Below are 12,684 nucleotides of genomic sequence, written 5' to 3'. Positions count from 1 at the left end.
CAATTCAATCTGCGGCGGTGAGTTTGTTACTTGCTGGTTGTCACAGGCTGGCGAATCAACGTCACCGATTGCTTCAAGTACGAATCCGGTAGCGGACCAGCTTGCACCACCATCAAGTTCGCTTGGTAGTAGTCAAACTTCTCCACGACGTTGGCAATGCTTGGGAGCAGTGCCAATGCTTCGACTATCGGTTTGATTTCTTCGGCATTGGCGTTGGCCCCTGCCATCGCTAGAAACATGGGCGCGATGCCTCCCACCTTGCGAATCATATCTGCCGCGTGGTGAATACCTTTTTCCAAATCGGTGAAGGCAAGCGAATCCACGGGCCCTTCGATTGCTAAGTGAAACCGTTCAAAATGTTCCGAGCTATCAATCGTGTCTGTTTTGCCTGCACGGGCATCCAGAATTTTCTGCACACATTCGGGATTCGAGCCCACCATCATCCAACCATCATGAAAACCAATGACCGGTTTCACATTGAAAGCGACCAACATCGGCACATTGAGCGTTTCAAACTCCGGCAACGACTCCACCGCGGCTAGCGTAATCTGCTGAGCCTGCAACGGCGGCAGCTTGTTGAGGTTGTCGACCAACCGATGCAACAATTCGCGAATTCGATCCGGATTGGAGCATTTCAACGCGAACACGGAATCTTGCCCCTCATCGGCACGCGGCAAAGTCACTGAAACACTTTCACCGCTGAACGACTGCAAAATGTCGCGGTCGAGGTACAAATCCAGATCTGCTTGCACCTTTTCAAATTTGGCTAAGGCGTCCTTTGATTCAGGAAGCTTGGTTTGCAAAATCTCCATCACATGTTCGTAAACCGGATGAAGCTGCACGCCCTTGGAAAGCGAATAGGCAACTGCGTCGGCGGGAATCCATGTCTGCCAATCTTCAAACGGCTTGCCACTTCCCAGCATTTTGCCGAGCAATTTCTCTTTCGCATCGGCGGTGACTTTGCCCAAGGTCGCGGCGCGATTTTCAAATCCTTCGGTGTATTCGACGGTCACTTCATAATCGATCACCGCAAGCTCGCTGATGAGCATGTCGATAGCATCTGCCACTCGCACAGCTTTGGGATCCTCTTTCGACTGTTGTCGGACAAATCCGCCGATTGATCCCAGTTGCTTGAACAAAAGTTGACCATCGAAGATGACGGTCGCATCCTCGGGAGTGGGGAGTTTGGCAAAAGCTTCGGCGAAGCGTGGGTCATCGAACTTTGACTTGCCGCTATGGCTTTTGAGCATTTCAAGGGCTTGGCTCAACATGACGTGCGAACTGCTGATTAGAAAGACGTCATCCAGACGAGCAAACACCGGTTGAAACGGTGAGTTCGGCGGCAAGACCAAGCCGGTGATCTCCACGTCTCCTTGACTAATCTGCGTGACTGGGACCTTGCCCTCGCTTTTAGCCTCCAGCAAGTTGAGTAAGTTCTGGCAGCTCTTTTCGACTTTTTCCGCTCCATCACCAGGATAACGTAGTGCGATCAGATGATGGTTCATGGGGAACTCCATCATCTGCAAATACAGGACTTCCTCGGAGCTCAGGATCGATTCTTTCAAACTGGGATCGATCGCGGCGCTAATTTCGTCGATCACTTGTTGGGCCTCGTCGAGTTTCTCCTGAGGCAGCCGCGAGGTGACTATTTTCAGAATTCGTTCAGGAATCTTTTCTTCCTGAATGGTTTGCCAAACCTCGGCCAGATAGTCGCGTTGGTAATCACGCTCTGGATTGTGCTTGCCGTAGACTGCCAGATGAGCCATCGGCAGCGCGGCGTCGCGCAAATCGACTTCCGCCGCTTGGCCCCACGATGTGGGTGCTAAGGCCAAACAAACGCAACATAAGAATGCTTTGAACTTCATGGTCGATTCCCTCCCGCTTCACGAGTGCTGGTAAATACCGCCATGCACTCTTTGATTATTGACGAACCCGGTCAGCCGCAATGCCCCCTAATGGAGGCACATGCTGTCGAGAACGTCTTCGCGGGAACGGAACAAACCTTGGTATATTTCTGCTGGAAAACGGCGAAATGCTTTGCGGTAGCTTATTTCACCGTTTTTGCGGGGCCAGCAGCTGTCAGGTCGAGATTCGAGTGTTCGTGGCAATCGTAGGCAATTTTTGCCAATTCGCGTTGCCGATTCACACTCACATTCTCCAGATTCTCGCTCAGCCGCTTAATGCGTGCGGGCTCCATTTCAGCGGCTTGCGAGAAACTGCCCACGAAGGTCACGGTGTCGGAAAAATTGCGATCTGCCATTCTTCCTACGAGTGGGTGCACCACCTTCGCGAAAATCTCTAAACTGGCACGGTCGATGTGAATGAATGAATCGAGGCGAGCCGCGACATAGTTGCGACCATTGCTTTCGACGAACGAACCGCTCCGCAGTAGCAGCACGCATTGCGCCTTCACCGGTTTGTTGAACGGTTTGCCCTCGTAGCTGCCTTCGGCGTACATCACAAACCGGTTCTGCGCTTTGTCTTCGCAAGCTTGCTCGACGATGACGAGCTTGCCCGTCGTGCCAGCATTGTCGGCCATGCGGAACGAATTGGCATCGATCCGTTCGAGAGTCACATGCGTGATCCCCAACTCGCGCCAAATCTCGACCAGCACTTCCGGGTTCTTGGCCAGAAACGAAAACATGTCGGGATCGCAATCCACAACCTGCGTTGGCAGGCGACGGAAGACGCTCGTGTCTTGGAGCACGGACTGCACGGCCTGGCGATATTCGGGAGTGATTTTTTGTAGCGGGATCGCTTCCAAAGCTTCCGAACGTGCCTGGTCCGAGGTGCTGGCTTCGAGCGACTTTTCGGCCGCGCGGGATTTTCCAACCCAGCTCAGTGCGAGACAGATAATTAACGACCACGCCGCAAAACGGCGAAGCGGTCGATGACCACAGAGCGCAACGGCGCTCGTTGTGCGCAGACAGCGATGCATTCAATTCCCCCCTACCCTTGCCCGCAACGCTTGAGAAGATTTGCGGGTCGTAGAAGTTATTCGGCACGGCGGGGGAGTCGACCCCAGCAAAAAGCTGCGGGATCGCGGGAGTGCTATCACTGTCGGCGATGGTTGATCTTGTCGCTGCTGCCAGCTTGGATGAAAATCGCGGTGAACTATCCCTCAAAAACCACCTGTGAGTTGGTGTCATGGATGTCACCAAACCGCGTTCGCTGTTGGCCCGTTTGACGATTCTCACCGGGCTCGTGGCCACGATGTTGATAGCGGCGTTTACGCTTTGGCCAGAGGTTCGCACTTGGCAGCAAGAGCGGCTCGCCCAAGGTTTGGTTGCCAAACTCGAACGCGCCGAGCACCCCAATTGTCGCCCCGTACTCATACAAGTCGCGCGGTTCGGGGATCCGGGAATCCCGGTCTTGGTTCGTGCGGCGGCTTCCGAAAAAGCCGATGTCGCTTTGGCGGCTCGGGAGATCATCAAGGAGCAACTCGCCACGTGGAAGTTGCGCCACGAAACCGATGCGGCGTACGACATTGCCACACCCACGAATCTGCTCGCCGCGGCGCTGGCGGAAAACGTCGATAAGTTCGGGCCGTTCGGGCAGCAATGGGCGACGCGACTTGCCGTGGAACTCGCTGACTTGGCTGCCGACATTCCCCCCGCGATTGCCGTTCCTTTGTTGGCGAATTGCAGCACGATCCTCGACGCGATCCCGCCGGTGGGTCCACGCCTACGAACACTTCCCAGCGAACAACCTGTCGTCGTCACCGCGGCAACGCCCCCTGCACCCGAGATTCGCCTCCCCGCGCTCCCCAGCGAGCGTGCAATCGCCAGTTCCCGCCAGGAGTCAGCACCACTGCCCATTGCGGTTGACGCCGAATCAATTGCGAAGTCCGACTCAGCGGAGGAAATCACCGGCTCGACCCAGCTTCCCGCGGCAACGGATTGGCTGCCGGAATGGCAAACGAAAACGCCGGTCGCCGCTGCGCCAAATCCTGAACCCTTGGCCGATGCCCAAGCGCCCGTTTCAACGCCCATCATGGCAGCGGCTGAAACGATCGATGTCCCTTCGCCCGAAGTGATGGAGTCGCGGATCGCCCAACTCATGTCGCAAGACACGCGAACCTTACTCACGGATTTGAATACGGCCGACAAATTCCAAGCCGGTCTCATTCGCACGGTCCTCAAGGAACGTGGTCTTACGAACGATGAGCTTGTGCTTGGTAGTAAGTTCACTTCGTCCGATCCTCAAGTGCGATTAAACCTCGTGGATGATCTGCAAGTCCTCCCCGCACGGACGGCCCGGCGGTGGCTCAAAGAATTGCTCTCTGACAGCGATGCCAACGTGCGGCTCAAAGCCCTCACCGCGCTTGCCACCACAAACGACCCCGAACTGATCGGCATTGCCCGAGCGGTCGCTGTCGAGGACGCGGACCCAAGGGTATCTGAGCTCGCGACGCGGATCATGCGCGGGACGATCAAAAGGTGATGGAAATAGGGGTCAGAGGTGAGAGGCCGGGGTCAGTAGTCCTGGCCTCTGATCTCCGACCTCTCACCTCTTCGTGCTCAACTTGTCCAACTTTGCCAAGTTGATTCCCGGTGGCGACCCTCGTTTTCTTCGGAAAAACGCCAACTCTTCCAACTTGGCAGACTTATTTGCGCGATTCGAAAGAAGTTCGTGCTTTTTCATCGTGTTTGGCCTATGTCTGGACCACCGGCGTGGCCAGGACTGCGGGGTGGCCGTTTGACCGGCAGTGGGTTAACTGACTCGGTCTTCATGACGAACTCTTCCGTGAAAGAATCAGCCATGCTGCACCCAAAAGGCAACTCAAGCCAATGAGAACATATCCAATACGGAAATATATCGCATTCGAGACATTGAACTCAAACGTGGCCAAATAGCCGAACAAACAGAACCCTGCAACTGCAAGACTGATAATCACAATGATCCATTTCATGATTGGCACCACACGGATTCACACTGTGAGATCGAACGGCTTGAAAACATTCCACCACCGCAAGTATGCCAAGATCTCACTTTGCGGCCGATTGATGATCTACGCCCGATAATGGTTATAACAGAGCAGACGCAGAATGGATCGGGGGCGTAAATGCCAGCTGGCCCATGTGAGCGGCGAATCACCATTCATGTCTTTTGCATCGACGCGAGCGCCGGCATCAAGCAGCATTTGAATTGTTCCTTCGTTACCAAACGCCGCTGCGCGATGAAGCGGTGTTTCCGCTCGAGTTCTGATGTCACGCATGAAGGACTCGGTTTCAACAGAGGGATTGGTCACACAGTTTGGATTCGCACCATGCTCGAGGAGTAATTGAAGCACATAATCATGGTTCTTTCGATCTGCTGTGCACAGGGACGAATGCAAAGGTGTTTCTCCGGTGCCCAATAACGGCCTGTTCACGTCCGCCCCTTGCTCGATAAGGAACTGACAAAGTCGGGGATAACCATGAAAGACTGCGCCATTGAGATCGAAATTGTCTCCGAGCGATTCCAGGGACTCACCCTCGCGAAGCAAGAATTTGATGGCAGTTACGTCACCGTGGTAGGCACACCACTTGATGAGCGACACATCTCCAAAATGTGTTGATTTTGCAGAGTGGCCAGCCTCAACGTAATCAAACACCAAGTCTGTTTGCCCGTCAGAAATTCTTTCCAATAAGTTCTCTATCATCATGCAATACCAGTTGGTTTTACGGGAGACCGAGCGCGTTCACCAGACCACGGCCTGTGCCCTGATTTTTACACCATCAATGGGTCATGATTGTCAACGCTATCACAAAAGTACGACCGCAGTAGTGTTTGGTTGTGCGTCGCCAGAACTGCGTATCCGCCTGCGACGCATTCTGGCCTCTAACATGCTAACGATAAGGCCCCATTATCGTGATTTAGAAATGCATTTCCACAATGATTATTGGCCGCGCGTAGCGCGTCTTTTCCGCGAAAGCCCTCCCAACAAAGAGGGGGGGTGGGAATCCAAAATTTCCATGCAGCGACATGGTGATCGCGGAGAAAATTGGCCACGAAACGAACCCCGTCTCAAGTGATTTTATGGTACTGCCGACGATACGAGAGAAGCTCTCTTTCTAATCGTGCTAGTAGCGGCGAATTCTCTTCATATACTTCTCCGGCACGATGAAGAGTGACAATTTCCGCCTGAGGCAGTCTTCTGTTCGATTGGGGTTTTTTTGTGCGATCGAATTCTGAAGCTGTTAATGGTGAAAGTGGGGCTGCGAATCGGTTGCAGGTCGCGTTTGGGTTTTACCTATCCTGAAAGATCGCCATGCGTAAGATTTTGCCGCTCGTTGCAATAGTACTGCTTTTGGCCGCTCCTCAGGCGATCGCTCAAAAAGCCGGGGAAGAACCCATCGAGACCGATCGTGATTCATTTACTCCGGCCGTAACAACCGCCGGGGCGGGGCGATTGATTTTGGAAACGGGTTACTCGTTTATCGACAATCGCGGCGTACCTGAAACTCATAGCTTGCCAGAATACATTTCTCGCTATGGTTTTAATGATTGGCTTGAGCTTCGCCTGGGTACAAACTATGAAGTCGGCGGTGAATCGAATGCTATTTCCGGCGGCGGGGGCGGAACCGGCGACCTCGACTCAGGAGAAATCGAGTCCGAAGCCAAAATGATTTATGGCTTCAAAGCAGCGATCACGGAACAAGCGGATTGGATACCGCGAAGTGTGACGATCGTGCAAGCCACCACGCCCACGCGTGGTCCCGAAACGGCAACGCACTTGGTGGCCGCTTATGTTTGGGGGTGGGAGCTGGCTGAAGACTGGGTTTGGGACTCAGCGATCCGCTACGGCGATGGCTCGGAAGAAGACGATCAGTTTGATCGCTGGGCGCCTTCGACGGTGCTCAAGGTCGAGGTGATCGAGCAGTGGAATGCTCATATTGAGTATTTTGGCATCTTTACCGATGGCCGCTCAGAAGAACTGAGTCAGTCCCACGTCAGTCCGGGCGTTCACTATTTGATTACGCAAAATTTTGAAGTCGGAGTACGTATCGGCTGGGGGTTAGGCGGAGACGCGGCGAATTTCTTCTCCAATCTTGGCGGTGGGATGCGTTTCTAGAAATTTCTATAGTCGAGGCCAAGGACTGTAGTTGCTGTAAACTCTGACATTCAAGAGGTCAGTCCATTCACTTTCGTTCTGGTTGAAGTATCGATATTTCGGCACAAATTTGCGTTGAAAAAAATATTTACAATCCATTGCCATGCACTAAACTGTGAGCAACAAAAATCGCTCGTAGTCTGCACGACGCGGACTCTCCTCACAAAGTTTTTGGAGCATTGCCATGTGTCGCCATCGTTTTTTTCGCTGGCTTATTTTAGTCGTCGTCCTGGTTGCCGCCGCGTCGAGCGACTCTTTTGCCCAGGAAGCTAAAAAACCCAATATGCTGGTCATTTGGGGCGACGACATCGGCACGTGGAACATCAGCCACAATAGCCGGGGGATGATGGGCTATCACACGCCGAATATCGATCGAGTCGCCAAAGAGGGTGTCGCGTTCACCGATTATTATGCGCAACAAAGTTGTACGGCGGGTCGGGCTGCTTTCATTAGCGGTAGCGTGCCGGTGCGATCGGGCATGACCAAGGTCGGTATGCCGGGCGCCAAGGAAGGTTGGCAAAAGTCGGATGTGACGATGGCTACCGTGTTGAAAGGCCAAGGCTATACAACGGGCCAGTTTGGCAAGAACCACCAGGGGGATCGTGACGAACATCTCCCCACAATGCACGGTTTCGATGAATTCATCGGTAGCCTCTATCACCTCAATGCCGAAGAAGAACCTGAAAATCGCGACTACCCAAGAGACATGAAACTGCCGAGCGGCAAAACTTTCTTAGAAAAGTTCGGACCTCGCGGCGTTATCAAATCAACGGCCGACGGTAAGGGTGGGCAAACCATCGAGAATCTTGGACCTCTGACCAAGAAACGCATGGAATCTATTGATGATGAAACCCTGGCCGCTGCCAAAGACTTTATTAAACGCCAGCACGAAGCGGGTAAACCCTTCTTTTGCTGGTGGAACGGCACACGGATGCACTTGCGCACTCATGTGAAGGAAGAGCATAAGAACTTGGCTGGACCGAATTCTGATGAGTACAGCGACGGCATGGTCGAGCACGACATGCACGTTGGTGAGCTGCTTGATCTACTGGATGAGCTTGGCATTGCCGACGAGACGATCGTCCAATACTCGACGGACAATGGACCCCACTACAACACCTGGCCAGATGCCGGCACTACGCCGTTCCGCGGCGAGAAGAATTCCAACTGGGAAGGCGCCTTTCGCGTGCCTTGCTTTGTTCGTTGGCCCAATCATTTTCCCGCAGGCACAACGCTGAACGGCATTGTGTCGCATGAAGACTGGTTGCCCACCTTTGCCGCCGCCGCCGGTGCACCGGACATTAAGGAAAAGTTGCTCAAGGGTGGCGTCGAACTTAACGGACGTACTTACAAGAATCATATCGATGGTTACAACCTGCTGGACTACTTGAGCGGCAAGACGAAAGACTCACCGCGTAAGAACTTTATTTATGTGAACGATGGCGGCGAAGTCGTTGCGATTCGAGTCGGCGACTGGAAGGCAATCTACCTGGAAAATCGTGCTCATCAGCTCGATGTCTGGCGTGAACCTTTCGTTCACCTGCGCCTGCCGTTGTTATTTAATCTTCGCCGCGATCCCTTTGAGAAATCACAGGAAAACTCCAACACTTACCACGATTGGATGATCGATCGGGCATTCGTGTTGGTGCCGCTGCAAGCGGTGGCAAGCGAGTTTCTTCTGAGCTTGAAGGAATTTCCGCCCAGCCAGGCTCCAGGCGATTGGAGTCTCGACTCGCTTGAACGTCAGATTAAGGGTATGACTGCTAGTGGCAAATAAGTAATTCGCTACCAATTAAGTGTGCGTACCACGAGGACCGGCGGGCGGGTGGCATGCCATCACGGCAGCGGGACGCGGCCAGCTAACGCCGGACATTGTGTGGCATGCACACAATGAAATGCATTACCGCCGAATGCGGTCTTCGATCGGGGTGACGCGGCCGGCGGTTACGTGGGCTTTGCGGTACTCGGGCATGAACCCGCGGGAACCGTTCACTCCGATTCGCATGCCGACGTAGGGCTGCAAGTTGAGATCGGGGGTTGGCGTGACAAACGAAATCACCCCACCGCTGTCGTCGACCAAAGCATAGCGTGGCGCATCGTCTTGCTGCGAGACGACTGGCTTCAGACGCCCGACTGCATCGTAGCGTGGGCCGTCGGGATTATCGGTTTCGCCATCCGTTATTGGGCGGCCGTCAGTTGGTTGGGCATCAAAGGGATCAGCTTTCTTGTCAGCCGCTTGGCCACCCAAGTCGTTGCGTACCAAATCGAGAACTCGGGCGGTCTGTCCCGTGAATTCGCCCGAGGCGTTGGCGGAGTTGATGTTGGCCAGCATTTCGCTGGGCTGGCCGACTTGAACCTGTTGGAATTGGGCGATGCGATCCAACAAATTTCGCAAGTGATCGCGTTCGGAAACGGAATCGCTTTTTTCGAGCATGGCGGCGGCTTCGGTTTGCAAAGGTCCAAATTGCCATTCTTCTTTTGGCTTCACCACGATCTCTGAGAGTCGCAATTGTAACTCTTGCACGCGCGCCGATCCGGGACCAATCACCGTGGGTGAGTTATCGAAGCGAACGCGTGGTGTCGTGCTGTTACGTGGCATGGAAGCCGGCAATTGTGCGGCGGGATTGGAACTGCCGGGTAGCGGTGTGGAATTATTCATCAACGCCGGTGGGGCGAGCGATGTGCTGTCGGCCATTTCGATCGCGGCTGGGGAACCGGTCACGAGTTGCACGGCGTCGGGATCGGTACCCGTCGGAGTGGGGACTACGGCGGCGGTCGTTGCCGTGGGATTCGGATAATTGGGCTGCGGGCTCGGCACACTTTGCAGCAAGTGAGCGAACGAGTCGGCGGACTCTTCGGTGGATTCACCTGAGGTCGGTCGGACCTCATTGTGAAAGCGTTGACGTGTCCAACCATTAGCCAGTTGCACGCCGGCCCCATCTTCGATGGGTGGCGTGCGCAACAGACTGTTGGCCGCGATCCAACGAAACTCACCCGCCGGCGGCGTAATGCGAGCCCAGCGCGGATCATCGTTCGGAGCCGCGGGAAGTAACAGCACTTTCTCGCCGCGACGAAGCATCACTTGCACGGCGCTCCGCGCGGGCGAAACAGTGCTTCCCACACGAGCTACTGTTGTTTGCACGGAGACTTCGGCCATCGTGTTGGAGACGCGATGAATTTCGTGCGAAGGAATCCAGCAGAAACTTCCTTCTGGGGGACGCACGGCACACCAACCGTCGCTGTCGTGGCGATAGACTTCCACGGCATGGCCTTGGGCCAGTTGCTGCGTGGGATAATACTGTTGCCCGGGACCGCTGCGCGAATACGTTTGCGGCGCGGAGATATAAGCAACATACGGAAACGTGGTTTCGCTGTGCGCGACATTGCTCACAAGGCTTACCACGATCGCCACGAAAAATGTTTGCAGCCGAGACATACCAATGACCTCGTCGAGCCATCGACAAAGAGCCGACGACCCACGCTAGGTGAAAATGAAAGGAGATTTGCAGTGGGCTTATAGGAAAAAGAGCTTCCTGGTTCAAGGTCTGCCGCAATGCTGGCTGCTAGCTGGAGTCTGCTGGGGGTGTTAGGATTGAACTGACAAATTTGCCGTGATCACGGCATCGGGACGATGCAGGCTAACTTCACTTGCAAACTGCGCAACTGAGGCGATTGATGAAGATTGAGAAACTCGGGCCTTACCGCATCGAGCGGCAAATCGGCAAAGGGGGCATGGGGGCCGTCTACACGGCGACCTATGAGGGAACCGGCGCCGGGGCGGGAACACGGGTTGCTATCAAGGCACTGGCCCCCCAGTTGGCCATGGAAGACGGCTTCCGAGAACGCTTCGAAGCGGAAATCGAGTCGCTCAAGAAACTCCGCCACGAAGGGATCGTGCGGCTCTATGGCTACGGCGAACAGGACGGAAACCTGTTTTATTCCATGGAATTGGTCGATGGTACGAGCCTTGAAGAAGAAATCAACAAGGGACGGCGATTTGGTTGGCAGGAAACGCTGCAAATTGGAATTCAAGTCTGCCGTGCGCTGAAACACGCCCACGATCATGGGATCGTACATCGCGATATCAAACCGGCGAATCTATTGCTCACCAAAGATGGGCGGATCAAGATCGCCGACTTCGGCATCGCGCGCCTATTTGGTGGAAGCCAACTCACCACCGCGGGCGGCGTGCTGGGAACAGCCGACTATATGTCGCCCGAGCAAGCCGATGGCCGACCCGTCACGGAGAAGTGCGATCAATACAGCTTGGGGGGCGTGATGTATGCCCTGCTCGCGGGCCGACCGCCGTTTCGCGCGAAGTCGATGCCCGAGATGTTGCAGCTGCAGCGCTTTGCCGAGCCTGATCCCGTGCGACGTTACGCGCCAGAAACGCCCGAACAAGTGGGGCGATTGATCGATCAACTTCTGGCCAAAGATCCGGAAAATCGTTTTCCCAATGTGTTGGTTTTAAGTCGGCACATGGAAGCAATGGAAAAAGCGTTATCTCGGCCAACGCCAGTACCCGTTGAGAGTGATGAAATCGAAGTCGATTGGGCAACCGAGCCGGCGAAACCGGGCGTGACGGCGGTGATGCGTAACGATGTCACGAGCGAATTTGACGGACCCATGATGCTGCACGGCGAAGCAACTTTGGGGGCAGAAGATATTTATGGCGCGCCGACGATTGATCAACCAGAAGAACCCGTCATTGCACCGGCTGCCGTGACGCAGGCGAAATCACCGTCAACAACTCCGCGCCCCAGCGGCACGCGGTTCACAACGGTGGACGAAGAAGCCCGGCGACACAAACGTCAAGAAGAAGAGGAAAGCCATGTTGCGCTGATCGCCCGCTGGGTCGCGCTTGTTGTTTTGTTGGGAGGGATGGCCTGGGGAGGGTGGCGCCTCTTGCGCCCTGCCACGGCTGACGAACTTTTTACTTCGATCACGGCCACCGTTGATCGCGAAGGGGACAGTGACCTGCGTGTGATCGAAACGGAACTCACCGAATTCATGGAGCGGTTTCCCGACGATCCGCGGGCCGGGGAACTTTCCAGCTATGTCGATCAACTCGAGTTCCAACGCCTCGAACGCAAGGCTCGCGTGCAAGGCCGCGTGCCGGGAGCAAAAGATATTGGGCCGATTCAGCAGCTTTACATGGAAGCGCTAGCGTCGCCAAACCCCGAACAATCCGCTGCGAAGCTCAGCGATTTGATCGATCTGTACGATCCATTGGGCGTGACCGCCGATGGTGAAGTGGCGACAGGGAACGACCGGAGCGCCCTCACGGCGGATGATCGCAAATGGTTGGTGTTGGCTAGGCAGGAACTCGCGAAACTGAAGAATCAATCCGATGAGGAAGCGAAAGAGCAACTCCCTGCGGTCAAGGAACGTATGGCCGCGGCGGAAGTTGTGGCAGGCGTGCAGCCGGAACAAGCGAAGTTGATGTACCGCGCGATTATTCGCTTGTATGGTGATAAGCCTTGGGCTGCGGTGGAAGTGAAGCAGGCTCGTGAGAAACTTGAAAGTTTGGAAACGGAATAGATTGGACTGCCAGAAGACACGGCATCGGGACGATGCCGGCTAACATA

At 54.9% G+C, this 12,684-nt stretch carries 9 protein-coding genes; 4 read left to right on the top strand and 5 right to left on the bottom strand.

Features of this window, described 5'->3' with window-relative positions:
- Positions 1 to 26: 26 nt before the first annotated feature.
- Together AC6T8Q_RS18575 and AC6T8Q_RS18570 are read right to left on the bottom strand one after the other, a co-directional pair.
- A complete protein-coding gene (locus AC6T8Q_RS18575; RefSeq protein WP_500680502.1) occupies positions 27 to 1,865 on the bottom strand; it encodes a hypothetical protein in 1,839 nt (612 codons plus the stop codon).
- Between the two features lie 182 nt (positions 1,866 to 2,047).
- Entirely contained in the window at positions 2,048 to 2,938 is an 891-nt protein-coding gene (locus AC6T8Q_RS18570) for a hypothetical protein (RefSeq protein WP_500680501.1), read from the bottom strand.
- A gap of 209 nt (positions 2,939 to 3,147) precedes the next feature.
- On the opposite strand from AC6T8Q_RS18570, the gene AC6T8Q_RS18565 reads away from it, so the two are divergent.
- Positions 3,148 to 4,443, top strand: a complete 1,296-nt coding sequence (locus AC6T8Q_RS18565; RefSeq protein WP_500680500.1) for a HEAT repeat domain-containing protein — start codon at positions 3,148 to 3,150, stop codon at positions 4,441 to 4,443.
- Between the two features lie 197 nt (positions 4,444 to 4,640).
- On the opposite strand, the gene AC6T8Q_RS18560 is transcribed toward AC6T8Q_RS18565, so the two are convergent.
- Together AC6T8Q_RS18560 and AC6T8Q_RS18555 are read right to left on the bottom strand one after the other, a co-directional pair.
- Positions 4,641 to 4,763 carry a hypothetical protein gene (locus tag AC6T8Q_RS18560; RefSeq protein ID WP_500680499.1) on the bottom strand — a complete coding sequence of 41 codons (123 nt, stop codon included), beginning with the start codon at positions 4,761 to 4,763 and terminating at the stop codon, positions 4,641 to 4,643.
- Positions 4,764 to 5,011: 248 nt separating this feature from the next.
- Entirely contained in the window at positions 5,012 to 5,644 is a 633-nt protein-coding gene (locus tag AC6T8Q_RS18555; RefSeq protein ID WP_500680498.1) for an ankyrin repeat domain-containing protein, read from the bottom strand.
- 609 nt (positions 5,645 to 6,253) lie between these two features.
- Between AC6T8Q_RS18555 and AC6T8Q_RS18550 the strand changes: the two genes are divergently transcribed.
- Together AC6T8Q_RS18550 and AC6T8Q_RS18545 are read left to right on the top strand one after the other, a co-directional pair.
- Entirely contained in the window at positions 6,254 to 7,057 is an 804-nt protein-coding gene (locus tag AC6T8Q_RS18550; RefSeq protein WP_500680497.1) for a transporter, read from the top strand.
- A gap of 322 nt (positions 7,058 to 7,379) precedes the next feature.
- Positions 7,380 to 8,873, top strand: a complete 1,494-nt coding sequence (locus tag AC6T8Q_RS18545; RefSeq protein WP_500680525.1) for an arylsulfatase — start codon at positions 7,380 to 7,382, stop codon at positions 8,871 to 8,873.
- A 123-nt stretch (positions 8,874 to 8,996) separates the two neighbouring features.
- On the opposite strand, the gene AC6T8Q_RS18540 is transcribed toward AC6T8Q_RS18545, so the two are convergent.
- Positions 8,997 to 10,532 (bottom strand): SH3 domain-containing protein, encoded by a 1,536-nt coding sequence (locus AC6T8Q_RS18540; RefSeq protein ID WP_500680496.1) that lies wholly within the window; start codon positions 10,530 to 10,532, stop codon positions 8,997 to 8,999.
- Positions 10,533 to 10,771: 239 nt separating this feature from the next.
- Between AC6T8Q_RS18540 and AC6T8Q_RS18535 the strand changes: the two genes are divergently transcribed.
- On the top strand, positions 10,772 to 12,637 hold the full coding sequence (locus AC6T8Q_RS18535) for a serine/threonine protein kinase (RefSeq protein ID WP_500680495.1): 1,866 nt from the start codon (positions 10,772 to 10,774) through the stop codon (positions 12,635 to 12,637).
- Positions 12,638 to 12,684 lie beyond the last annotated feature (47 nt).

The organism is Bythopirellula sp. (assembly GCF_041737835.1).
Lineage (GTDB): Bacteria > Planctomycetota > Planctomycetia > Pirellulales > Lacipirellulaceae > Bythopirellula.
This window is presented reverse-complemented; position numbering and strand designations above follow the sequence as displayed.